Below are 22,257 nucleotides of genomic sequence, written 5' to 3' on the forward strand. Positions count from 1 at the left end.
TGGCCTGCTTACTCGGCTATCTGCAACTTGCGCGCCTGGGTATACACATACCGCACCTTCTCGTACTCGAACGGCGAGTTGAGCTGGCCATAGCGGAATTTGGTGCTGTAGCGCTTGTCCACCACGCGCAGCACGGAAATTTCCGGGTGGTCGCTGCTGGCTTCAGCCACGTTCAGGTAGTTGATCGCCTGTTCGCCCGCATAGTCCACCACCAGCCCGGTGGCATCGCGCAGGTTCGACGGCCCCAGTACCGGCAACATCAGGTACGGCCCGTCCGGTACGCCGTAGAAGCCCAAGGTCTGGCCAAAGTCTTCGCTTTGCCGCGGCAGGCCCATCTTGGTCGCCGGGTCCCACAGCCCACCCACGCCGATGATGGTGTTGAACATCAGCCGTGCGGTGATCTCCGCCGAGCGCTTGGCCTTCAACTGCAACACGCTGTTGAACAGGTTCGGCACGTCGCCCAGGTTGTTGAAGAAGTTGGTCACCCCGGTGCGCACGAAGCGCGGGGTGACGTACTGGTAGCCGCTTACCATCGGCAGCAGCACCCATTGGTCCAGGCGGTAGTTGAAGTGGTAGACGCGCCGGTTGAGCGATTCCAGCGGGTCGTACACGTTCAGCGCTTGCAGGGTCGAGCGCTCGAACTCGCGCTGGTCCAGCCCCGGGTTGAATTTCAGCTCGCGCAGCGGGTCGACGAAACCATCGGCCTCGGGCGTCAGCGGTGCTTCTGTGACTTGCGGGTCGGCCTCGACCACGCTGGCCCGAGGGGCGGTTTCGGCGGCCAGGGCCTGGCCGGCGGCGAACAGGGCAGTGGCAAAGAGGAGTTTGTTAACCACGGAAGAACTCCAGCATGGCGTCACTGTTGACGCGGTAATTGAGGTTGCCGCAATGGCCGCCATGGGGGTAAAGGGTCAGGCGGTCCCCGAACACCTTGCGCAGGAAGCCGATGTCACCAGGGCCGAGGATGACGTCGTCGGCGTTGTGCATCACGGCGATCTTGTCGCTGCTGCTCAGGTAGTCTTCCAGCGCATACAGGCTTACCTGGTTGACCAGTTGCAGGATGCTGTTGCCGTCGGTGCGGGCGCGCCACATGGGGATGACCTGCTCGGTCATGTAGCAGTCGAAGTCGCACTGCAGGGCGCGCTTGAAGAACGGCGTGAGGCTGCTGCCCTCGGTGATCGGGAACTTCGGCGGAATGATCAGGCCGCGGCGGTTGATCAGGTCGGAGGTGAAGGCAATGTCGGCCGCCGAAAAGCGGAACGAGGTGCCGATCAGCATGGCCATCTGCTCGTTGGAGAGGTGCTGGCGCGACTGCTGGAAGTCGTACAGCAGGGCTTCATTGAGGTCGATGTAGCCTTTTTCCTGGAAGTAGCGGGTCAGCTTGGTCAGCATCAGCTCGTAGAAGGTGGTGCTGCGGTCGATGCCCTTGACCTGGGTTTGCACCAGCTTGTCCAGGTTGTTGATCGAGGTGTACAGGTTGACCGGCGGGTTCAGCAGCAGCACGCGCTTGAAATTGAAGCTGCGGCGGGTTTCGTCCAGGTGGCTGACGAAGGCAGCGTCGAGTGCGCCCAGGCTGTAGCCGGTGAGGTAGAACTCGCTGATCGGCAGGCGTGGGTGCTGGGCGCGCACGGCCTGCATCACCCGGTACATGTCTTCGGCATCCTCCTGGCTGACGCCTGGGGTGGCGAAGCGCGAGGCGGCGCTCATGAAGTCATAGCTGGTGGGCGAGGACAGTTGCACCACGTGGAAGCCGGCCTGGTAGAACAGCTTTTTCAGGTATTCGTTGATGCTGCTGGTGTAGGGCGCACCGGTGCCAGCGATGATGAAAATCAGCGGTGCCTCGTGGTCCTGGCGGGCCAGGCGGTACTTGAGCTTCTTCACTGCCCAGAAATTGTCGGGCAGGGTGAACTCACGGTCCGGGCGCAGGTTGAGGCTGTAGTCGGACTGGCTGATTTCGTCGTCGCCGGGCAGGGTGGGGCGTTGCTCCGGCGGCGTGGTGGCGATGGTTGCCTCGAACGGGTTGGTCAAAGGGTAGCCATAGCTCGCGGCGTCGATATCCCGCGCCGAAGCGGCCACAGCCATGAGCAGGCCGCCGAGCAAGGCAGCGAGGCGCAAAGATCGAAGCATGTAATCCCCCAAAAGAACGCAAGGTCGAGCAGTGTGCAGGCTAGGACCACAACGGGCCGGGCAAAGTTGCCAGCTGCGGTGGTCTTTGGTGTGCTTGTTATCTGCAACATAGCTGCAGGAATGTGATTTTGCCTTACAACTGGGCATCGGCGATCATGGATGCTTTCGATTACCGCTATTGGAGAACTGGATGTCTCGTTCGCTGCCGGCTGCGCTGCTTGTGCTGTTTCTGGGGCTTTGGCTTGCTGCCAGTTACGGCGTGCGCTACGGGCTGATGGAGGACGGGCAGTGGGTGGGGCTGTGCACGGCCCCGGCGGCGTACTGGCAATGCGAGGTGCGGTCGTTGCTGGGGTTGGGCATTCATCACCAGGTGATGGCCTGGGGCGGGCTGGGGCTGGCGCTGCTGGCGCAGGTGGTTGCCGGCCGCAGCGGCTGGTGGCTGGCGGTTGTGGCATTGGTGTTCGCAGTGCCGGCGCTGGTGCTGTATACCGCCAGCATTGCCGTGTTCGCGCTGGTGCTGGCGGGGTTGCGGTTGGTGCGGGACGTTGGTGCTACGCGGTCTTTGTAGGAGCGGCCTTGTGTCGCGATGGGCCGCAGAGCGGCCCCGGCAATNTATGNCATGGCGCTAATCCTGGGGCCGCTTTGCGGCCCATCGCGACACAAGGCCGCTCCTACAGGGATGTGTATTTTCAGGCCCTGTGAGCAAGGCGCAAGCTCCGCCACAATGCAGCAGTCATCAGCACACTCACTACCGCCCACCCCCAGGCCTGTTGGTTCTCCAACCCCTCCACAAACAATTGCGGCGCCACCCCGGCCCCAACGATAAACGCCAGCAACGCCACCTCCGCCCGTCGCGCCCGCACCGGCCACAGTGCAAACACCAGCGCCGGCAACGCCAACGCCGCGCTCGGGAAGCTGCGATAGCGCGGGTCGAACACCATCGCCAGCATGCTCACCGCTGCGGCAAAACCCGCCGCCAGCAACAGCCAGCCGGCCCTCGCCCGCAGCCAGGGGTACAGGCGCTCGCGCCAGCCCGTGCGCCGCGCCAGGGCCAGCACGGCATGGGCCAGCACCAGCAGGTTCAGCCCTGCCAGCAACACCGCCCACAGCCACTCCCCGGCAAAGCGCGCATGGGTACGCATCAGCTCGCCCCAAAGCCCCAGGCAGCCTGCCCCGAACGCCGCCAGCAACGGCAGCAGCATGGCAGCCGTCGGGGTGGCGGGGCGCCCGGCAAGCATCAGCATCAATACCATCAGCACGGCGCTGGCCAGCAACCACCGAGGCCAGTAGGGCAGGTTGCTCACCGGCCCTTCGAGTACGCCCTTGTCTTGCCGGTCGGCATCATAAAGCCCCCAGTAACCGCCGACCGCCCCCTCATTGGCGCGTTTCCATGGCTGGTCGAAGGCCTCGATCAGGTTGTAGTGCCAGCCGTTGCTTTCGGCCATGGCCACGAACCCGCGAATGAAGCGCGCCTCGTTGACCCGGCTGGGCTGCGCGGTCTCGCGCTGGCGGCCTTCGCTGGGCCAGCCGGTTTCGCCGATCAGGATGTCCTTGGGCGCGAAGCGCGTGCCAAACACCCGGCGCACATCGGCGACGTGGGCCAGGGCTTCGTCGATGCCACGCGGGTCGTCTTCCCAGTAGGGCAGCAGGTGGATAGTCAGGAAGTCCACCGCCGGCGCCACCTGCGGGTGTTGCAACCAGAATTCCCACACATCGGCGTAGGTCACCGGCACCTTGACCTGGCTTTTCACCCGGGCAATCAGCGTGGCCAGGTACGCGCCTGTCACCTCCTTGCGCAGCAGCGTCTCGTTGCCGACGATCACCGCGCTGACCACGTCGGGGTTGGCATTGGCGGCGGCGATCAGCAGCTCGATTTCTTTCTCTGTGTCGGCCGGGTGGGCGTTGACCCAGGCGCCCAGCATCACCTTCAGGCCATGCTTGCGGGCCAGTGCCGGGATTGCCTCAAGACCGGTCTGGGAATAGGTACGGATGCACTGGAAACGCTCAGCCAGCAACGCCAGGTCGGCATCCATGCGGGCCGGGCGCAGGCGGAACGGCTGGTCATAGGGCGACTGGTCCTTGTCGAACGGGGTGTACGAAGCGCATTGCAGCTTGTGCGTCGGGCTGGCCGCGTCCGGTAGTTGCACCGGCTTGCCAAGCCCGTACCAGAGCCCTCCGAGCCCGAGCAGGGCGAGCAGGCAGGCAAGCAGATACAACGGCAGCAGCAGGCGGGTAGAACTGGGCATCGGGCGGTCCATCGTCAGGCGCAAAAGGGTAGATAGTAGCCCGGCGCCAAACCTTTGGCATGCAAGGATCGCGCAGGTCGCCGCAGGCCGATGGCGCTAATGGCATAGTGCTGTCGCATATGGCGCGCATACAGGTCGCAGCTGGAGCAGGTCGACTATTGTTGCAGGACGATGATGCAAATTCCGAGACCTGACGAGGGGATGCTTTGATGGCTGCTATTACAAAAATGCGACGTTTCCTGGGTGTGGGCACTGCCATGGTACTGGCCATGGGGGCGGCACAGGCGATGGCCAAAGAAGTAAGCATTGGTTACGTGGATGGTTGGGCTGACAGCGTGGCGACCACCAACGTGGCCGCCGAAGTGATCAAGCAGAAGCTCGGCTACGACGTGAAGTTGCAGGCCGTGGCCACCGGGATCATGTGGCAGGGCGTGGCAACCGGCAAGCTGGATGCCATGTTGTCGGCCTGGTTGCCGGTGACCCATGGCGAGTACTGGGCCAAGAACAAGGACAACGTGGTCGACTATGGCCCGAACTTCAAGGACGCCAAGATTGGCCTGATCGTCCCCGAGTACGTCAAGGCGGTGAGCATCGCCGACCTCAAGACCGACGACACCTTCAAGCAGAAGATTGTCGGCATCGATGCCGGCTCCGGTGTGATGTTGAAAACCGAGCAGGCCATCAAGGACTACGACCTGACCGGTTACAAGCTGCAGGCCAGTTCCGGTGCGGCGATGACCGCGGAACTGGGCCGAGCCTATAACAAGCAGCAGTCGATTGCGGTGACCGGCTGGGTACCGCACTGGATGTTCGCCAAGTGGAAACTGAAGTTCCTCGAAGACCCGAAAGGCGTATATGGCGCCGCGGAAACCGTGAACAGCATCGGCAGCAAGGAACTGGCGACCAAGGCCCCGGAAGTAGCGGAGTTCCTGAAGAAGTTCAACTGGCAGTCGAAGGACGAGATTGGCGAAGTGATGCTGGCTATCCAGGAAGGCGCCAAGCCTGAAGCGGCGGCCAAGGACTGGGTGGCCAAGCACCCTGATCGCGTGAAGGAGTGGACCGGCAAGTAACAACCCGTTACGGCCAGTTTTGCTGCTTCGCGGGTGAACCCGCTCCCACAGGGATTTGCGCAGTCTTCGGGCTTGCGCAAATCCCCTGTGGGAGCGGGTTCACCCGCGAAAGGGCCATAACTTTGTTACGCAACCGGTAAAACACCGTTGCATCTAAGACTAAGGTCGTCTGGTTGGCGTTCCATAGCCGCATAAAGTAAGGGTCGTGGGTTCCACCCCTATCTGTGCTGCTAGGACAAAAACAATGAACGACAGCATTTACCTCTCGATACAAAACAGCCCCCGCTTCAAGGAGCTGGTCACCAAACGCGAACGGTTCGCCTGGATTCTCTCGGCGATCATGCTCGGCCTGTATTGCGCCTTCATCCTCCTGATCGCCTACGGTCCTCAGATACTGGGCACCAAGCTCAGCCCTGAGTCATCGATTACCTGGGGCATTCCCCTGGGCGTCGGCCTGATCGTCTCGGCATTCGTCCTGACCGCCATCTACGTACGCCGCGCCAACGGCGAATTCGATGAGCTGAACAAGGCCATCCTGAAGGAGGCGCAACAATGATTCGCCACGCCAAAACCTTGGCCGTACTGGCCTGCGGAGCCTTCGCACCCGCCGTGTGGGCCGCCGATGCCCTGACCGGCGAGGTGCAGAAGCAACCGCTGAACGTCTCTGCGATCGCCATGTTCGTGGCCTTCGTCGCCTTCACCCTCGGCATCACCTACTGGGCCTCCAAGCGCAACAAGTCGGCGTCGGACTACTACGCCGCCGGTGGCAAGATCACCGGCTTCCAGAACGGCCTGGCGATTGCCGGCGACTACATGTCGGCTGCCTCGTTCCTGGGTATTTCCGCACTGGTGTTCACCTCCGGCTACGACGGCCTGATCTACTCGATCGGCTTCCTGGTCGGCTGGCCGATCATCCTCTTCCTGATCGCCGAACGCCTGCGCAACCTGGGCAAGTACACCTTCGCCGACGTGGCCTCGTACCGCCTCGGGCAGAAGGAGATCCGCACCCTGTCGGCCTCCGGTTCGCTGGTGGTCGTGGCCTTCTACCTGATCGCGCAGATGGTCGGTGCCGGCAAGCTGATCGAGCTGCTGTTCGGCCTGGACTACCACGTGGCGGTGATCCTGGTGGGTATCCTGATGTGCCTGTACGTACTGTTCGGCGGCATGCTGGCCACTACCTGGGTACAAATCATCAAGGCCGTGCTGCTGCTGTCCGGTGCCAGCTTCATGGCGCTGATGGTGATGAAGCACGTGGGCTTCGACTTCAACACCCTGTTCTCCGAAGCGATCAAGGTGCACGCCAAGGGCGAGGCGATCATGAGCCCGGGTGGCCTGGTCAAGGACCCGATCTCCGCGTTCTCGCTGGGCCTGGCGCTGATGTTTGGTACCGCCGGCCTGCCGCACATCCTGATGCGCTTCTTCACCGTCAGTGACGCCAAGGAAGCGCGCAAGAGCGTGCTGTACGCCACCGGCTTCATCGGCTACTTCTACATCCTCACCTTCATCATCGGCTTTGGCGCCATTCTGCTGGTCAGCACCAACCCGGACTTCAAGGACGCCGCTGGTGCCCTGCTGGGTGGTAACAACATGGCAGCGGTGCACTTGGCCAACGCCGTGGGTGGCAGCGTGTTCCTCGGCTTCATCTCGGCTGTTGCCTTCGCCACCATCCTGGCAGTGGTCGCCGGCCTGACCCTGGCTGGTGCCTCGGCAGTGTCCCACGACCTGTATGCCAGCGTATGGCGCAAGGGCAAGGCCAACGACAAGGACGAGATCCGCGTATCGAAGATCACCACCGTCGCCCTGGGCGTACTGGCGATCGGCCTGGGCATCCTGTTCGAGAAGCAGAACATCGCCTTCATGGTCGGCCTGGCGTTCTCCATTGCGGCCAGCTGCAACTTCCCGGTACTGCTGCTCTCGATGTACTGGAAGAAGCTGACCACCCGCGGCGCCATGATCGGCGGCTGGTTGGGCCTGGTGAGCGCGGTAACACTGATGGTCCTCGGCCCTACCATCTGGGTACAGATCCTCGGCCACGAGAAGCCGATCTACCCGTACGAGTACCCGGCACTGTTCTCCATGGCCATTGCCTTCGTCAGCATCTGGTTCTTCTCGGTCACCGACAAGTCCAAGGCTGCCGAAGACGAACGTGCGCTGTTCTTCCCGCAGTTCGTGCGTTCGCAGACTGGCCTGGGTGCTTCGGGTGCTGTTTCGCACTGATCCTTCAGGCAATAAAAAAACCGCGCTTCGGCGCGGTTTTTTTGTGTTTTCGCCGCTAGATCATGCCTAGTAGCAACAACACCAGCAGAATTACCAGCACCACGCCGATGATGCCGGACGGGCCATAGCCCCAGCTGCGCGAGTGCGGGAAGACCGGTAAGCCACCAATCAGCAGAAGGATCAGGATGATGATGAGAATCGTGGTCATGACGGAGTCCTTGCGTGGTTGAGGGTCAAGGGCCTCGGACTGCTGGCCTCTTGTAAATAAGGACTGCCGGAGTTTGTGAAAGATTCCATTTGTGTGGTTGCCTGTGCGGGCCCTATCGCCGGCAAGCCAGCTCCCACAGGGTCATCACAGGCCTGAGGGCAGCGCCGTACCTGTGGGAGCGGGCAAGCCCGCGAAGAGGCCAGTGCAGGCTACCCACACAGTCATGCCCCTCCATTCACTACCCTGATAAACCCTGCTGCTACCCGGCCCCTTGTTTAGACTCCTTTCACCAGTCAGCAGAGCAAGGCCTGCCACCATGCAAAACCGCATCATGATCACCGGCGCCGGGTCCGGCCTCGGTCGCGAGATCGCCCTGCGCTGGGCACGTGAGGGCTGGCGCCTGGCGCTGGCCGATGTCAACGAAGCCGGCCTGCGCGAAACCCTGGAGCTGGCCCGCGCAGCCGGCGGCGAGGGCTTTGTCCAGCGTTGCGACGTGCGCGACTATAGCCAGCTCACCGCTCTGGCGCAGGCCTGCACCGAGCAGTTCGGTGGCATCGACGTGATCGTCAACAATGCCGGCGTCGCCTCGGGCGGCTTCTTTGCCGAACTCTCGCTGGAGGACTGGGACTGGCAGATCGCGGTCAACCTGATGGGCGTGGTCAAGGGCTGCAAGGCCTTCCTGCCGCTGCTGGAGCGCAGCAAGGGGCGAATCATCAACATCGCCTCGATGGCCGCGCTGATGCAGGGCCCGGGCATGAGCAACTACAACGTGGCCAAGGCCGGCGTGCTGGCCCTGTCGGAAAGCCTGCTGGTCGAGCTACGCCAACTGGAGGTGGCGGTGCACGTGGTGTGCCCGTCGTTCTTCCAGACCAACCTGCTGGACTCGTTCCGTGGGCCGAACCCGGCGATGAAAGCCCAGGTTGGCAAGCTGCTTGAGGGCTCGCCGATCAATGCGGCGGACATCGCCGAGTACATCCACCACCAGGTCGCCGCTGGCGAGTTCCTGATCCTGCCCCATGAGGCTGGGCGCCAGGCCTGGCAACTGAAGCGCCAAGCCCCTGAGCGCCTGTATGACGAAATGGCCGAAATGGCGGTAAAAATGCGGGCCAAGGCCCAGTCGCGATGATTCGTCTGTAAGTAAAGTTACCTGGAAATGTAGGGTCCTTCTGAATCGCGGCAGAACTATTGAGTAGCCGTATGCCATCAGGGCAGGCTCCGGTTTTCCCTCACGCTGGAGGATTGGAGCATGCTGGTAATAGGGCGCGAAGTAGGAGAGATCATCGTGATTGGCGATGACATTCGGATCATGGTCGTGGAGACGCGGGACGGGGTGGTGCGCTTTGGCGTGGATGCACCACGGCAGGTGCCGGTGCATCGGGCCGAGGTGTACAAGCGCATCAAGGATGCCAAGCAAAGTAAAGCCTGATGTTGCCTGTGCTGGCCTCTTCGCGGGCTTGCCCGCTCCCACAGGGGCCGCGCAAGGTTCAGGCCTGTGGTACCACCCCCTGTGGGAGCCTGGCTTGCCGGCGATGAGGCCAGACCTGCTATTCGAGCAACTCCCGGGGCACGTCATGCTTGGCCAGCAACTGGCACTGCTGGCTTTCCAGGTCGAACAGGATGAACGCCTGGCCCTTGGCCAGCGCCTGGCGCACGCGCAGCACACGGGTTTCCAGCGGGGTGTCGTCGCCGTTGTCGGTACCGTCGCGGGTGACGAAGTCCTCGATCAGGCGGGTCAGGGTTTCGGCTTGCAGTTGGTCGTAGGGGATCAGCATGGTGGGCGTTGCCTAGGTGTCGGTGGGGGCATGCTACGCGAAACATTCGGGATTTTGGGGCCGCTTTGCGGCCCATCGCGACACAAGGCCGCTCCCACAACGATCGCGTCGATCTGGCGTCATGCGCTGTACCTGTGGGAGCGGCCTTGTGTCGCGATGGGCTGCAGAGCAGCCCCAGGGCCCTCAGCCCTTGTTGCCAACCAGGCTATCCACCGCCGGCACCCGGGTATCGCTCTCCATCTGCGCATCATGCTCCAGCTGGTGGCTGAAGCGCTCCAGCGACGCATTGGCCGGCTGTGAATCACTGGCAAACACCGGCGGGCTCAGCAGGTATGCCGATAACAACCGGCTCAACGCCGCCAGGCTGTCGATGTGTGTTCGCTCGTACCCATGGGTGGCATCGCAACCAAAGGCCACCAGCGCGGTACGAATATCGTGGCCCGCGGTCACTGCCGAATGGGCATCGCTGAAGTAATAGCGGAACAGATCGCGCCGCACCGGCAGGTCGTGGTCGCCGGCCAGTTTCAGCAGGTGCCGGGACAGGTGGTAGTCGTAAGGCCCCGACGAGTCCTGCATGGCCACGCTCACAGCATGCTCGCTGGAAGCCTGCCCGGGCGCCACCGGGGCAATGTCGATGCCGACGAACTCGCTGACATCCCAGGGCAGGGCACCAGCCGCCCCCGAGCCGGTCTCTTCGGTGATGGTGAACAGTGGGTGGCAGTCGATCAACGGTTGGCGGCCGCTTTCCACCACGGCTTTCAGCGCCGCCAGCAGCGCTGCCACACCTGCCTTGTCATCCAGGTGGCGGGCGCTGATGTGGCCGCTTTCGGTGAATTCGGGCAACGGGTCGAAGGCAACGAAATCACCAATGCTCACACCCAGCGCCTCGCAGTCGGCGCGGGTGGCGCAGTAAGCGTCCAGGCGTACCTCGACGTGTTCCCAGCTGATCGGCATCTGGTCGATGGCGGTGTTGAAGGCATGCCCGCTGGCCATCAGCGGCAGCACGCTACCCCGGTATACGCCAGTGTCGGTGAACACGCTTACCCGGCTGCCTTCGGCGAAGCGGCTGGACCAGCAACCGACCGGCGCCAGGGCCAGGCGGCCATTGTCCTGTAACTGGCGCACGCTGGCGCCAATGGTGTCCAGGTGGGCGGACACGGCGCGGTCGGGTGAGGTCTGCCGGCCCTTGAGGGTGGCGCGGATGGTGCCACGGCGGGTCAACTCGAAGGGGATGCCCAGTTCGTCCAGGCGTTCGGCCACGTAGCGCACGATGGTGTCGGTGAAACCGGTGGGGCTGGGGATGGCGAGCATTTCCAGCAGCACGCGCTTGAGGTAGTCGAGATCGGGTTCGGGATGTCGGTCGGACATGGTTGGGGACTCCTTGCTTCTGTCCGGGCCTCTTCGCGGGTAAACCCGCTCCCACAGGCACAGCGCTACCCTCAGGACCAGTGGAGCACCTGTGGGAGCGGGTTTACCCGCGAAGAGGCCGGTACTGGTTCACGCCAAAGGCCGGCTATGCGGAAACAGCAGGTCGATAAAACGCTCGGCGGTCGGCTGCGGTTCATGGTTGGCCAACCCGGCACGCTCGTTGGCCTCGATGATCACGTACTCCGGTTGCCCGGCATCACGCACCATGAAGTCCAGCCCCACCACTGGGATCTCCAGCGCCCGTGCAGCGCGCACGGCGGCGTCGGCCAGTACCGGGTGCAGGCGCTCGGTCACATCCTCCAGAGTGCCTCCGGTATGCAGGTTGGCGGTGCGCCGCACGGCCAGGCGCTGGCCGGCGGGCAACACATCGTCATAACCAAAGCCCGCCGCGCGCAGGGTGCGCTCGGTTTCGTCGTCCAGCGGAATGCGGCTTTCGCCACCGGTTGCCGCCTGGCGCCGTCGGCTTTGGGCATCGATCAGCTGGCGGATACTGTGCTTGCCATCGCCCAGCACCTGCGCCGGGTGACGAATGGCTGCCGCGACCACCTCGTAGCCGATCACCACGATGCGCAGGTCATGCCCGGCATGGAAGCTTTCCAGCAACACGCGGCTGTCGAACTGACGGGCATGCGCTACGGCGCGGGTAATGTCGTCGATGCAGGTGAGGTTCACCGCCACTCCCTGGCCTTGCTCGCCATCGACCGGCTTGACTACCACCGCGCCGTGCTCGTCGAGAAACGCCAGGTTGTCGTCGGCATTGCCGGCCACCTGCTGCGCCGGCACCAGCAGCCCGGCGTTGTGCAGGGCATGCTGGGTCAGGCGCTTGTCCTGGCACAGGGTCATGGTCACGGCGCTGGTCAGGTCGCTGAGCGACTCACGGCAGCGAATGCGGCGCCCGCCCAGGCTCAGGGTGAAAAGGCCGCCGGCGGCATCGTCCACCTGTACCTCGATGCCTCGACGCAGCGCTTCGTCGACGATGATGCGTGCATACGGGTTGAGGTCGGCTTGAGGGCCAGGCCCCAGGAACAGTTGTTCGTTGATGCCGTTCTTGCGCTTGACCGCGAAGGTCGGCAGGTTGCGAAAACCCAGCTTCTGGTACAGGCGCTTGGCCTGGCGGTTGTCGTGCAGCACCGACAGGTCCAGGTAGGCCAGGCCGCGGCTCATGAAGTGTTCGATCAGGTGGCGCACCAGCACTTCACCCACGCCGGGGCGGGTGCAATGCGGGTCTACCGCCAGGCACCACAGGCTGCTGCCGTGCTCGGGGTCGTCGAACGCCTTGGCGTGGTTCAGGCCCATGACGCTGCCGATCACCGCGCCAGTGTCTTCGTCCTCGGCCAGCCAGTACGCCGGGCCGCCCAAGTGCAGAGGGGTGAGCAGCTCGGCGTCGACCGGCAGCATGCCGCGCGCCTGGTACAGGGTGTTGATCGCCTGCCAGTCGCCCGGGTTCTGCGCCCGGCGCACGCGGAAGCCGCGGAACACCCGCTGCGCCGGGCGGTAGTCGGTGAACCACAGGCGCAGGGTGTCGGAGGGGTCGAGGAAGAGTTGCTGCGGGGCCTGGGCCAGCAGCTGCTGCGGCGCGGCCACGTACAGGGCGATATCGCGCTCGCCGGGGCGTTCTTCCAGCAGGTCGGCGGCCAGGTCGGCCGGGTTGGGGTAGGTGTGGCCGATCAGCAACCGGCCCCAGCCGCAATGCACGGCGCGTGGCTGGTCGTGGGGCTGGCTGCCATCGCCGGCCAGGCGCGCCTGTAGGCGCTCATAGGACGGCGCCTGGCCGCGCAGCAGGCGCTGACCGTAAGCGATTTCATGGGCTTTCATCGGTCAGATTCCTTGTTCGCTCAGCCACAGGTTCAGTGCCGCCAGCTGCCACAGCTTGGAACCACGTAGCGGCGTCAGCTGGCCGTGCGGGTTGCTCAGCAGGCGGTCGAGCATGGCCGGGTTGAACAGCCCGCGGTCCTGGCTGGGGTCGGTTAGCAGCTCACGTACCCAGCCGAGGGTGGCGCCTTCCAGGTGCTTCAGGCCCGGCACCGGGAAGTAGCCCTTCTTGCGGTCGATCACCTCGTGCGGGATCACCCGCCGCGCCGCCTGCTTGAGCACCTGCTTGCCGCCGTCGGGCAGCTTGAAGCGTGCCGGAATGCGCGCCGACAGTTCCACCAGGCGGTAGTCGAGGAACGGCGTGCGCGCCTCCAGGCCCCAGGCCATGGTCATGTTGTCGACCCGTTTGACCGGGTCGTCGACCAGCATCACCGTGCTGTCCAGGCGCAGCGCCTTGTCTACCGCATCGGGGGCACCGGGACGGGCGAAATGTTCACGGACGAAGTCGCCGGCCGCGTCGGTATCCAGCAGCCAGGGTGCCTGCACGGTGTCGCGGTACTCGGCGTGGCTGCGATCGAAGAAGGCATCGCGGTAGGCGGCAAAGGCATCCTCGGCACCGTCCACCTGCGGGTACCAGTGGTAGCCGGCGAACAGCTCGTCGGCGCCCTGGCCGCTTTGCACGCCCTTGCAGTGCTTGGCCACTTCCCGCGACAGCAGGTAGAAGGCGATGCAGTCGTGGCTGACCATCGGCTCGCTCATGGCGCGGAAAGCCGCTGGCAACTGCTCGATGATCTCGTGCTCGGCGATGCGCAGCTGGTGGTGACGGGTGCCGTAGTGCCTGGCGATCAGGTCGGAGTACTGGAACTCGTCGCCGCGTTCGCCGCCGGCATCCTCGAAGCCGATGGAGAAGGTCGACAGGTCGTCCACGCCCACTTCGCGCAGCAGGCCGACCAGCAGGCTGGAATCGACCCCGCCAGACAGCAGCACACCCACGTCCACCGCTGCCCGTTGGCGAATGGCCACGGCGTCGCGGGTGGCGTCGAGCACGCGGGTGGTCCAGCCTTCCAGGTCCAGTTCACGTTCGTCGGGGTTGGCGCCGTAGTGCAGCTGCCACCAGGTCTGGCGTTCCACTTCGCCATGGCGGTCGATGCGCATCCAGGTACCGGGTTCCAGCTTTTGCACGTTGGCCAGCAGGGTGCGTGGCGCCGGCACCACGGCGTGGAAATTCAGGTAGTGGTTGAGTGCCACCGGGTCGAGCATCGGGTCGATGTCACCACCCTTGAGCAGCGCCGGCAGGGTCGAGGCGAAGCGCAGGCGCTCGCCGTTGCGCGACAGGTACAAGGGTTTGACGCCCAGGCGGTCGCGGGCGAGGAACAGGCGCTGGTTGTCGCGCTCCCAGATGGCCAGGGCGAACATGCCATTGAGCTTGGGCAGCAGGGCCGCGCCCCAGGCGTGGTAGCCCTTGAGCAGCACCTCGGTGTCGCCGTCGGACCAGAAGTTGTAGCCCAGGGCCTGCAGCTCCTGGCGCAACTCGGGGAAGTTGTAGATGGCGCCGTTGAAGGCCAGCGACAGGCCCAAGGTGTTGTCGACCATTGGCTGGGCCGAGCCGTCGGACAGGTCCATGATTTTCAGGCGCCGGTGGCCGAGGGCGATCGGGCCTTGGCTATGAAAGCCCCAGGCATCCGGGCCGCGGGGCGCCAGGTGGTGGGTTATGCGCTCTACCGCAGCCAGGTCGGCTGGGCGAGGGGCTTGGTCGATGGGGGTGAAACGCAACTCTCCTGCTAATCCGCACATAGGTCCTTACCGGTTTTTCCGTTGGGGAGGGGGTGCCCCGGATTAGGGCACCTTAAGGAACTGACCCATGTGCTTTGCGAGAGTTTTAGATCGATCTGTTATATGAGGCAAAGGCCTGGGGGCGCTATGCGCCCCTTTCGCGACACAAGGCCGCTCCTACAAGGGAACGCGATCTCCTGTAGGAGCGGCCTTGTGTCGCGATGGGCTGCACAGCAGCCCCAATACCCTATTTCCCTCGAATCAACCTGCGCAACCCAAACCGGTTCGGATGACAGGCCTCCGCCACCGCCCGTGGCACCGGCAGCGGCTCCCTGCACACCCACGCCGCCACCAACTCGCCACTCAACGGCGCCGTGATCAACCCGCGCGAGCCATGCCCGCTGTTCACATACAACCCATCCAGCCAGGGGCAGGCCACATCCGGCACCTGCCGCGCATCCCGGCCCAGCACTGCATAGGCCTGGGCGAACGCCTGCGCATCCGCCATCGGCCCGACGATCGGCAGGTAATCCGGGCTGGTGCAACGGAACGCCGCACGCCCCTGCAAGTGCCCAGGGTCCAGTTCGGCGGTGCCCAGGCGCCGGGCCAGGTCGACCGAAATCTCGTCCAGCAATGCCAGGTTGCCCTGGTGATCGGCCACCGTCGGCGCAAGGTCTGTGGCGTGGAAGTCGAAGCTTGCCCCCAAGGTATGTTCATCCCCGCGCGGCGGCGCCACATAGCCTTCCGCACACACCACGGTGCGCAGCGCGCGGCTGCTGGCGGTGGCCGGCAGGCGGGTGATCTGCCCGCGGATGCGCTTGAGCGGCAGCTGCGCGCATGGCTCGAAGCGCAGTACGTCGGCGGCACCGGCCAGCACCACCACCGGCGCGCTGGCCAGCAGCTGTTCGCCAGCCCAGGCTTGCCACTGCCCGTCTACCTTGCGCAGCTCGAGCACTTCCTGGTGCGTCAGCAGGCGAATACCCGGGTGCTGCAACTGCTGCTGGCACAGCGCCGGTGGGTGCACCCAGCCACCTTCGGGATAGAACAGCCCACCAGCCGGCAAGGCCACCCCGGCGATGGCTTCGGCCTCAGCACGTTCCAGCGAGTGCAGAAGACCGGGTTCGAAGGCACCAGCCAGTTTGCCCTGGCGCTCGGCTTCCTTGCTGTCGAAGGCCAGTTGCAGCACGCCGCAGGCATCCCAGTCGCGGCCACGTTGCAGGCGCTGCAGCTGGCGCCGGGTGTAGCCGAAACCGGCCAGGATCATCTGCGACAGCGCTGTGCCGTGGGCAGACAGCTTCAGGTACAGCACCCCTTGCGGGTTACCCGAAGCTTCCTGAGCCGGGGTGTGGTGACGCTCCAGCACGGTAACCTGCCAGCCACGCCGGGCCAGGCTGGCGGCGGTTGTGCTGCCGGCGAGCCCGGCGCCAATCACCAGTGCTTCACGCGGCCCCGCTGCGGCAGCGGGGCGCGCGTACCATGGCGCGCCGGGGCTGGGCGCGGGGCCGACGTAGGCGCCGCTCATCACTTCCCATTTCTTGCCAATGCCCGGCACCTTCTTCATGGCGAAGCCGGCGTCGACCAGGCTGCGGCGTACCCAGCCGGTGGTGGTGAAGGTGCCTAGCACCGTGCCCGGGTGTGACAGCCGTGCAAGCTGCGCGAACAGCTGCGGGGTCCACATGTCGGGGTTCTTGGCCGGGGCGAAGCCGTCGAGGAACCACACATCGATCTGCGCATCGAGTTGCGGCAACTGTTCCAGTGCGTCGCCTATCAGCAGGGTGAGGGTGACCCTGCCGTTGTCGAAGGTGAACTGCTGGAAGCCCGGGTGCACTGCCACGTACTGTTCCAGCAGGGGCTGGCTGTAGGCCGTCAGTTCCGGCCACAGGTGCATGGCGCGGGCCATATCGTCGCGACCGAGGGGGTACTTTTCGACGCTGACGAAGTGCAGGCGGGCCTTGGCGTGGGCGTGTTGCTCGAACAGTTGCCAGGCGCAGTAGAAGTTCATGCCGGTGCCGAAACCGGTTTCGCCGATCACCAGGCAGGAATGCGGGGCGAGGTCGGCAAAGCGCTCGGCCAGGCGGGTTTGCCCAAGAAACACGTGCTTGGTTTCTTCGATGCCTTCGTTGACCGCGAAATAGACGTCGTCGTATTGCCGCGAATGGGGGCGGCCCTGGTCGTCCCAGTCGATCTGGGCGTGCTGGAGGAGGGTGGACATGGTTGGCTCGGTTGCAGCGGATGGGCAGATTTTATGCCATCCGGGAGGTTTGCGCAGGCTGTGCCGGCCTCTTCGCGGGCGCGCCCGCTCCCACAGGTACTGCACAAGCCTTCAAATCCGCTAGTCTTGCTTATCCATTGAAGGAGCCAGTGCATGTTCGAATCCGCAGAAATCGGCCACAGCATCGACAAGGAGGCTTACGACGCCGAGGTACCCGCTTTGCGCGAGGCCCTGCTCGAAGCCCAGTACGAACTCAAGCAGCAGGCGCGTTTCCCGGTAATCGTGCTGATCAACGGTATCGAAGGCGCCGGCAAGGGCGAGACGGTCAAACTGCTGAACGAGTGGATGGACCCGCGCATGATCGATGTGCTCACCTTCGACCAGCAGACCGACGAAGAGCTGGCCCGCCCGCCGGCCTGGCGCTACTGGCGGGCCCTGCCTCCGAAGGGGCGGATGGGGGTGTTCTTCGGCAACTGGTACAGCCAGATGCTGCAGGGGCGGGTGCACGGGGTGTTCAAGGATGCCGTGCTCGACCAGGCCATCACCGGTGCCGAACGGCTGGAGGAGATGCTGTGCGATGAAGGTGCGCTGATCATCAAGTTCTGGTTCCACCTGTCCAAGAAGCAGATGAAGGCGCGGCTGAAGTCGCTCAAGGACGACCCGCTGCACAGCTGGAAGATCAGCCCGCTGGACTGGCAGCAGTCGGAAACCTACGACCGTTTCGTGCGCTTTGGTGAGCGAGTGTTGCGCCGCACCAGCCGCGACTACGCGCCGTGGCATGTCATCGAGGGCGTCGACCCGAACTACCGCAGCCTGGCGGTAGGGCGCATCCTGCTGGAAAGCCTGCAGGCAGCACTGGATAACAGCCCCAAGGGCAAACACCGGGGCAACGTCGCCCCGCTGGGCCGCAGCATCGACCAGCGCAGCCTGCTCGGCGCGCTGGACATGACCTTGCGCCTGGACAAGTCCGACTACCAAGAGCAACTGGTCACCGAGCAAGCCCGCCTGGCCGGCCTGCTGCGCGACAAGCGCATGCGTCGGCATGCCCTGGTGGCGGTGTTCGAAGGCAATGACGCTGCCGGCAAGGGCGGAGCCATCCGTCGCGTGGCCGCCGCGCTGGACCCCCGCCAGTACCGTATCGTGCCGATTGCCGCGCCCACTGAAGAAGAACGCGCGCAGCCATACCTGTGGCGGTTCTGGCGGCACATTCCGGCGCGTGGCAAGTTCACCATCTTCGACCGTTCCTGGTATGGACGGGTGCTGGTGGAGCGGGTGGAAGGTTTCTGCAGCCCGGCCGACTGGATGCGCGCCTACAGCGAGATCAACGATTTCGAGGAACAGCTGGCGAACGCCGGCACGGTGGTGGTCAAGTTCTGGCTGGCGATCGACCAGCAGACCCAGCTGGAGCGTTTCGAAGAGCGCGAGCAGATCCCGTTCAAGCGCTACAAGATCACCGAGGATGACTGGCGCAACCGCGACAAGTGGGACGACTATGTCCAGGCGGTGGGTGACATGGTCGACCGCACCAGCACCGAGATTGCGCCGTGGACGCTGGTGGAGGCCAACGACAAGCGCTGGGCGCGGGTGAAGGTGTTGCGCACCATCAACCAGGCGCTTGAGGCGGCGTTTGCCAAGGACAAGAAATAATCGAAGTTCCTGGTTGGCTGTTCTGGCCTCTTCGCGGGTAAACCCGCTCCCACAGGATTCACACACCCTGTGAATCTTGTGGGGTCCCTGTGGGAGCGGGTTTACCCGCGAAGAGGCCAGAACAGCCAACCCACCCACCAAGCCATGCCACAGAAGAATGACCTGATGAATTCTTTTCTCGGCACTCTCCACCGTCCCCGCCCTCCAAGCCCGTAGAATTCAACCACCCCCACCACGGGCTTGATCGAGGATTTTATGCACACCATTACCGGCCGCTGGGGCTATGGCCTGTTCCTGGCACTTCTGACTGCGCTGCTCTGGGGCATCCTGCCGATCAAGCTCAAGCAGGTGCTGCAAGTGGTCGACCCGGTCACCGTCACCTGGTACCGCCTGCTGGTCTCCGGCGGCCTGCTGTTTGCCTGGCTGGCCGCCAAGCGCAGGTTGCCTTCCTTCGGCAAACTGGCGCCCAGGGGCAAAGGCCTGGTGGCAGTGGCCGTGCTCGGCCTGATGGGCAACTACGTGCTGTATCTGATCGGCCTGAACCTGCTTAGCCCGGGCACCGCGCAGCTGGTCGTGCAGATCGGCCCGGTGCTGTTGCTGGTGGCCAGCGTGTTCGTGTTCCGCGAACGTTTCAGCCTGGGGCAGGGCGTGGGCCTGCTGATCCTGCTGGCGGGGTTCGGGCTGTTTTTCAACCAGCGTCTGGAGGAGCTGCTGACCTCGCTCGGCACCTATACCACCGGCGTGCTGACCATCCTGCTGGCCACCAGCATCTGGGTGTTTTATGCGCTCAGCCAGAAGCAGCTGCTGACCGTGTGGAATTCGCAGCAGGTAATGATGGTGATCTACCTCAGCTGCGCCGCACTGCTGACGCCTTGGGTACACCCGTTGGAGGCGTTGCAGCTGAGTCCGGTGCAAGGCTGGCTGTTGCTGGCCTGTTGCCTGAATACCCTGGTGGCCTACGGCGCGTTCGCCGAGGCGCTGGCGCACTGGGAAGCATCGCGGGTGAGTGCCACGCTGGCGCTGACCCCGCTGGTGACCTTTGTCGCGGTGGCGCTGGCGGCATTGGTGTGGCCTGAGTATGTGCAGGCCGAGGACATCAATGCCTTGGGCTATGTGGGGGCGGTGACCGTGGTGCTGGGCTCGGCGGTGGTGGCGCTTGGGCCTTCGCTGGTGGCCGGGTGGCGGGCGCGCAGGGCGCGGCTGGCCCAGGTTCATTGATCGCCTGTACCGGCCTCTTCGCGGGTGAACCCGCTCCCACAGGGATCCCACAATATTCAGCCTGGTGGTAATCCTGTGGGAGCGGGTTCACCCGCGAAAGGGCCGGTAAAGGCAGTGCACGACTCAGCCCTTGCCACCCGGCGCCAGCATGTTCTCCGGCCTCACCCACTGGTCGAACTGCTCATTGGTCAGGTACTTCAACTCCAGTGCCGCCTCGCGCAAGGTCTTGCCTTCGCCATAGGCCTTCTTGGCAATTTCCGCCGCCTTGTCATAGCCAATATGCGGGTTCAGCGCCGTTACCAGCATCAGCCCCCGCTCCAGATGCGCCGCCATCTGCTCGGCATCCGGCTCGATGCCCGCCACGCAGTGCTGCTGGAAGTTGCGGCAGCCGTCAGCCAGCAATTCGATCGACTGCAGCAGGTTGTGGATGATCACTGGCTTGAACACGTTCAGCTGCAAATGCCCCTGGCTGGCGGCAAAGCCGATTGCCGCGTCGTTGCCCAGCACCTGGCAGGCCAGCATCGACAGCGCTTCGCACTGGGTCGGGTTGACCTTGCCTGGCATGATCGAGCTACCCGGCTCGTTGGCCGGCAGGCGTACCTCGGCCAGCCCGGCGCGCGGGCCGGAACCCAGCAGGCGCAGGTCGTTGGCGATTTTCATCAGGGCCACGGCCAGGGTCTTCAGGGCGCCGGCGAGGCTGGTCAGGGGCTCGTGGCCGGCAAGGGCAGCGAACTTGTTCGGCGCAGTGACGAACGGCAGGCCGGACAGCGCCGCCAGTTCGGCGGCGATGGCTTCGGCAAAACCATGCGGGGCGTTGAGCCCGGTACCCACGGCAGTGCCGCCCTGGGCCAGTTCGCATACCGCCGGCAGGGTGGCGCGGATGGCGCGCTGGGCGTAGTCGAGCTGGGCGACGAAGGCCGACACTTCCTGGCCGAAGGTAATCGGCGTGGCGTCCATCATGTGTGTGCGGCCGGTCTTCACCAGCGTGTGGTGGCGTGCCGACAGTTCGGCCAGCCCCGAGGACAGTTCTGCGATGGCCGGCAGCAACTTGTCGTGAACCGCATGCGCCGCAGCGATGTGCATGGCGGTAGGGAAGCAGTCGTTGGAACTCTGCGAGCGGTTGACGTGGTCGTTGGGGTGCACTGGCGCCTTGCCGCCACGGCCCTTGCCGGCCAGTTCGTTTGCCCGGCCGGCGATCACTTCGTTGACGTTCATGTTGCTCTGGGTGCCGCTGCCGGTCTGCCAGACCACCAGCGGGAACTGGTCGTCATGCTGGCCACCCAGCACTTCGTCGGCGGCCTGTTCGATCAGCCGGGCGATGTCGGCTGGCAAGTCGCCGTTACGGTCGTTGACGCGTGCCGCGGCCTTCTTGATCAGCGCCAGGGCGTGCAGCACCGCGATGGGCATGCGTTCCTTGCCAATGGCGAAGTTGATCAGCGAACGCTGGGTCTGCGCACCCCAGTAGGCGTCCTCAGGAACTTCGACCGGGCCCAGGCTGTCTGTCTCGATACGGCTCATTCTGTACTCACTCCTGTGTAGTTCGAAATCGCAGTTTAGGCCCTGATTCGACCGAGCGGTTCCGTCGCTCGTCGTGCCACTTGAGCACATCGCCACCACGGCGCAGAATGCTCTACTCTGAGGTACCCGCCTCCCTCTCTTCCGAAGGAAATGCAATGACCCGTCTCCGTGTCCTTTGTGCCGCCGTTGCCCTGGCTTGCGCCAGCGGCCAGGTACTCGCTGCCACCGCCAGCCACAACGCTGCTGCCGAGAAATTCCTGACCCTGGCCAACGCCGACAAGCTGGGCACCCCGGTGTACATGCAGGTCCAGCAGATGTTCGCCCAGCGTTTCGCCCAGACCAAGGCCCCGGCCGCCAAGCAGCCGGTGCTGGAAAGCTACCAGGCCAAGGCCAACGCCGCGCTGGACAACGCCATCGGCTGGAACAAGCTGAAGCCGAAGATGGTCGACCTGTACACCCAGACCTTCACCGAGCAAGAGCTCAAGGACCTGGTCAAGTTCTACGAATCGCCGCTGGGCAAGAAAGTGCTGCGCGAAATGCCCAAGGTCACCCAGCAGTCGGCCCAGCTGACCCAGCAGAGCCTGGAGCCAGCGGTACCGGTGGTGAACAAGCTGCTGGACGACATGACCAAGGAACTGGACCCGAACGCTGGCAAGGCCGCTGCCCCGGCGAAGAAGTGAGTACGCCGCAATGACCATGCAACAGCGTATCGAACAGCAGTTGGCTGCCCTGGCGCCGCAATACCTGCAAGTGCTCAACGAAAGCCACATGCACAGTCGTGGTCAGGAGACCCACTACAAGGCAGTGATCGTCAGCGAGCAGTTTGCCGGGCTGAACAGCGTCAAGCGCCACCAGAAGGTGTACGCCACCATGGGTGAGCTGATGGGCGAGATCCATGCCCTGGCCATCCACACCTACACCGCCGAAGAATGGGCCAAGGTCGGCGTTGCACCGGCCTCGCCTGTGTGCGCGGGCGGCGGGCACTGAAACCTTGCTGTTGTTCTGGTAGAAT

General features: G+C 64.3%; 20 protein-coding genes. 10 read left to right on the forward strand and 10 right to left on the reverse strand.

The features are described from left to right. Positions 1–8: 8 nt before the first annotated feature. Both JV551A3_RS09360 and JV551A3_RS09365 read right to left on the reverse strand, forming a co-directional pair. The gene (locus tag JV551A3_RS09360; RefSeq protein ID WP_133970639.1) at positions 9–833 is read right to left on the reverse strand and encodes an MlaA family lipoprotein; all 825 of its coding nucleotides are present in this window, start codon (positions 831–833) and stop codon (positions 9–11) included. Then, complete coding sequence (locus JV551A3_RS09365) at positions 826–2,124, reverse strand: serine/threonine protein kinase (protein WP_133970640.1); 1,299 nt, start codon at positions 2,122–2,124, stop codon at positions 826–828. Before JV551A3_RS09365 ends, JV551A3_RS09360 begins: the two co-directional genes overlap by 8 nt. Positions 2,125–2,314: 190 nt before the next feature. Between JV551A3_RS09365 and JV551A3_RS09370 the strand changes: the two genes are divergently transcribed. After that, complete coding sequence (locus tag JV551A3_RS09370; RefSeq protein WP_133970641.1) at positions 2,315–2,692, forward strand: hypothetical protein; 378 nt, start codon at positions 2,315–2,317, stop codon at positions 2,690–2,692. 121 nt (positions 2,693–2,813) lie between these two features. On the opposite strand, the gene JV551A3_RS09375 is transcribed toward JV551A3_RS09370, so the two are convergent. Continuing rightward, positions 2,814–4,382: a glycoside hydrolase family 17 protein gene (locus JV551A3_RS09375; RefSeq protein ID WP_133970642.1), complete on the reverse strand. Its 1,569-nt coding sequence runs from the start codon at positions 4,380–4,382 to the stop codon at positions 2,814–2,816. Positions 4,383–4,579: 197 nt separating this feature from the next. Between JV551A3_RS09375 and JV551A3_RS09380 the strand changes: the two genes are divergently transcribed. The 3 genes from JV551A3_RS09380 (at position 4,580) to JV551A3_RS09390 (ending at position 7,657) form a co-directional block, all read left to right on the forward strand. Continuing rightward, positions 4,580–5,440: a glycine betaine ABC transporter substrate-binding protein gene (locus JV551A3_RS09380; RefSeq protein WP_133970643.1), complete on the forward strand. Its 861-nt coding sequence runs from the start codon at positions 4,580–4,582 to the stop codon at positions 5,438–5,440. Between the two features lie 244 nt (positions 5,441–5,684). Beyond that, a complete protein-coding gene (locus JV551A3_RS09385) occupies positions 5,685–5,996 on the forward strand; it encodes a DUF485 domain-containing protein (RefSeq protein ID WP_003260090.1) in 312 nt (103 codons plus the stop codon). Then, entirely contained in the window at positions 5,993–7,657 is a 1,665-nt protein-coding gene (locus JV551A3_RS09390) for a cation acetate symporter (RefSeq protein WP_112249328.1), read from the forward strand. Before JV551A3_RS09385 ends, JV551A3_RS09390 begins: the two co-directional genes overlap by 4 nt. Before the next feature lie 55 nt (positions 7,658–7,712). On the opposite strand, the gene JV551A3_RS09395 is transcribed toward JV551A3_RS09390, so the two are convergent. Further along, positions 7,713–7,865 carry a DUF3309 family protein gene (locus JV551A3_RS09395; RefSeq protein ID WP_003252624.1) on the reverse strand — a complete coding sequence of 51 codons (153 nt, stop codon included), beginning with the start codon at positions 7,863–7,865 and terminating at the stop codon, positions 7,713–7,715. 316 nt (positions 7,866–8,181) lie between these two features. On the opposite strand from JV551A3_RS09395, the gene JV551A3_RS09400 reads away from it, so the two are divergent. Together JV551A3_RS09400 and csrA are read left to right on the forward strand one after the other, a co-directional pair. Further along, positions 8,182–8,991: an SDR family oxidoreductase gene (locus JV551A3_RS09400; RefSeq protein WP_133970644.1), complete on the forward strand. Its 810-nt coding sequence runs from the start codon at positions 8,182–8,184 to the stop codon at positions 8,989–8,991. 120 nt (positions 8,992–9,111) lie between these two features. Next, a complete protein-coding gene (gene csrA, locus JV551A3_RS09405; RefSeq protein WP_133970645.1) occupies positions 9,112–9,291 on the forward strand; it encodes a carbon storage regulator CsrA in 180 nt (59 codons plus the stop codon). A 118-nt stretch (positions 9,292–9,409) separates the two neighbouring features. On the opposite strand, the gene JV551A3_RS09410 is transcribed toward csrA, so the two are convergent. The 5 genes from JV551A3_RS09410 to mnmC form a co-directional block, all read right to left on the reverse strand. Next, entirely contained in the window at positions 9,410–9,637 is a 228-nt protein-coding gene (locus JV551A3_RS09410; protein WP_004575803.1) for a YheU family protein, read from the reverse strand. Positions 9,638–9,820: 183 nt separating this feature from the next. Continuing rightward, positions 9,821–11,005 (reverse strand): osmoprotectant NAGGN system M42 family peptidase, encoded by a 1,185-nt coding sequence (locus tag JV551A3_RS09415; protein ID WP_025338084.1) that lies wholly within the window; start codon positions 11,003–11,005, stop codon positions 9,821–9,823. 129 nt (positions 11,006–11,134) lie between these two features. After that, entirely contained in the window at positions 11,135–12,880 is a 1,746-nt protein-coding gene (ngg, locus tag JV551A3_RS09420) for an N-acetylglutaminylglutamine synthetase (RefSeq protein ID WP_133970646.1), read from the reverse strand. Between the two features lie 3 nt (positions 12,881–12,883). Beyond that, positions 12,884–14,671, reverse strand: a complete 1,788-nt coding sequence (locus JV551A3_RS09425) for an N-acetylglutaminylglutamine amidotransferase (RefSeq protein WP_133970647.1) — start codon at positions 14,669–14,671, stop codon at positions 12,884–12,886. A 226-nt stretch (positions 14,672–14,897) separates the two neighbouring features. Next, on the reverse strand, positions 14,898–16,862 hold the full coding sequence (gene mnmC, locus JV551A3_RS09430; RefSeq protein ID WP_133970648.1) for a bifunctional tRNA (5-methylaminomethyl-2-thiouridine)(34)-methyltransferase MnmC2/FAD-dependent 5-carboxymethylaminomethyl-2-thiouridine(34) oxidoreductase MnmC1: 1,965 nt from the start codon (positions 16,860–16,862) through the stop codon (positions 14,898–14,900). 153 nt (positions 16,863–17,015) lie between these two features. Here mnmC and pap point away from each other — a divergent pair, with 153 nt between their 5' ends. Then, positions 17,016–18,509, forward strand: coding sequence for a polyphosphate:AMP phosphotransferase (pap, locus tag JV551A3_RS09435; protein ID WP_133970649.1), 1,494 nt, complete (start codon positions 17,016–17,018; stop codon positions 18,507–18,509). A 255-nt stretch (positions 18,510–18,764) separates the two neighbouring features. Continuing rightward, the gene (locus tag JV551A3_RS09440) at positions 18,765–19,727 is read left to right on the forward strand and encodes a DMT family transporter (RefSeq protein ID WP_112249322.1); all 963 of its coding nucleotides are present in this window, start codon (positions 18,765–18,767) and stop codon (positions 19,725–19,727) included. 123 nt (positions 19,728–19,850) lie between these two features. Here the strand turns inward: JV551A3_RS09440 and JV551A3_RS09445 are convergent, their stop codons facing one another. Beyond that, entirely contained in the window at positions 19,851–21,245 is a 1,395-nt protein-coding gene (locus JV551A3_RS09445; RefSeq protein ID WP_133970651.1) for a class II fumarate hydratase, read from the reverse strand. A gap of 155 nt (positions 21,246–21,400) precedes the next feature. On the opposite strand from JV551A3_RS09445, the gene JV551A3_RS09450 reads away from it, so the two are divergent. Continuing rightward, positions 21,401–21,925, forward strand: a complete 525-nt coding sequence (locus tag JV551A3_RS09450; protein ID WP_087501528.1) for a DUF2059 domain-containing protein — start codon at positions 21,401–21,403, stop codon at positions 21,923–21,925. Between the two features lie 10 nt (positions 21,926–21,935). Beyond that, on the forward strand, positions 21,936–22,232 hold the full coding sequence (locus JV551A3_RS09455; protein WP_133970652.1) for a BolA family protein: 297 nt from the start codon (positions 21,936–21,938) through the stop codon (positions 22,230–22,232). Positions 22,233–22,257 lie beyond the last annotated feature (25 nt).

Origin of the sequence: Pseudomonas inefficax (genome assembly GCF_900277125.1) — a bacterium.
Lineage (GTDB): Bacteria > Pseudomonadota > Gammaproteobacteria > Pseudomonadales > Pseudomonadaceae > Aquipseudomonas > Aquipseudomonas inefficax.

Bases quoted from the DNA above. Each gene is read 5' to 3' on its own strand.
- JV551A3_RS09365 (WP_133970640.1), bottom strand. From the start codon at position 2,124: ATGCTTCGATCTTTGCGCCTCGCTGCCTTGCTCGGCGGCCTGCTCATG.
- JV551A3_RS09370 (WP_133970641.1), top strand. From the start codon at position 2,315: ATGTCTCGTTCGCTGCCGGCTGCGCTGCTTGTGCTGTTTCTGGGGCTT.
- JV551A3_RS09375 (WP_133970642.1), bottom strand. From the start codon at position 4,382: ATGGACCGCCCGATGCCCAGTTCTACCCGCCTGCTGCTGCCGTTGTAT.
- JV551A3_RS09380 (WP_133970643.1), top strand. From the start codon at position 4,580: ATGGCTGCTATTACAAAAATGCGACGTTTCCTGGGTGTGGGCACTGCC.
- JV551A3_RS09385 (WP_003260090.1), top strand. From the start codon at position 5,685: ATGAACGACAGCATTTACCTCTCGATACAAAACAGCCCCCGCTTCAAG.
- JV551A3_RS09390 (WP_112249328.1), top strand. From the start codon at position 5,993: ATGATTCGCCACGCCAAAACCTTGGCCGTACTGGCCTGCGGAGCCTTC.
- JV551A3_RS09395 (WP_003252624.1), bottom strand. From the start codon at position 7,865: ATGACCACGATTCTCATCATCATCCTGATCCTTCTGCTGATTGGTGGC.
- JV551A3_RS09400 (WP_133970644.1), top strand. From the start codon at position 8,182: ATGCAAAACCGCATCATGATCACCGGCGCCGGGTCCGGCCTCGGTCGC.
- csrA (WP_133970645.1), top strand. From the start codon at position 9,112: ATGCTGGTAATAGGGCGCGAAGTAGGAGAGATCATCGTGATTGGCGAT.
- JV551A3_RS09410 (WP_004575803.1), bottom strand. From the start codon at position 9,637: ATGCTGATCCCCTACGACCAACTGCAAGCCGAAACCCTGACCCGCCTG.
- JV551A3_RS09415 (WP_025338084.1), bottom strand. From the start codon at position 11,005: ATGTCCGACCGACATCCCGAACCCGATCTCGACTACCTCAAGCGCGTG.
- ngg (WP_133970646.1), bottom strand. From the start codon at position 12,880: ATGAAAGCCCATGAAATCGCTTACGGTCAGCGCCTGCTGCGCGGCCAG.
- JV551A3_RS09425 (WP_133970647.1), bottom strand. From the start codon at position 14,671: ATGTGCGGATTAGCAGGAGAGTTGCGTTTCACCCCCATCGACCAAGCC.
- mnmC (WP_133970648.1), bottom strand. From the start codon at position 16,862: ATGTCCACCCTCCTCCAGCACGCCCAGATCGACTGGGACGACCAGGGC.
- pap (WP_133970649.1), top strand. From the start codon at position 17,016: ATGTTCGAATCCGCAGAAATCGGCCACAGCATCGACAAGGAGGCTTAC.
- JV551A3_RS09440 (WP_112249322.1), top strand. From the start codon at position 18,765: ATGCACACCATTACCGGCCGCTGGGGCTATGGCCTGTTCCTGGCACTT.
- JV551A3_RS09445 (WP_133970651.1), bottom strand. From the start codon at position 21,245: ATGAGCCGTATCGAGACAGACAGCCTGGGCCCGGTCGAAGTTCCTGAG.
- JV551A3_RS09450 (WP_087501528.1), top strand. From the start codon at position 21,401: ATGACCCGTCTCCGTGTCCTTTGTGCCGCCGTTGCCCTGGCTTGCGCC.
- JV551A3_RS09455 (WP_133970652.1), top strand. From the start codon at position 21,936: ATGACCATGCAACAGCGTATCGAACAGCAGTTGGCTGCCCTGGCGCCG.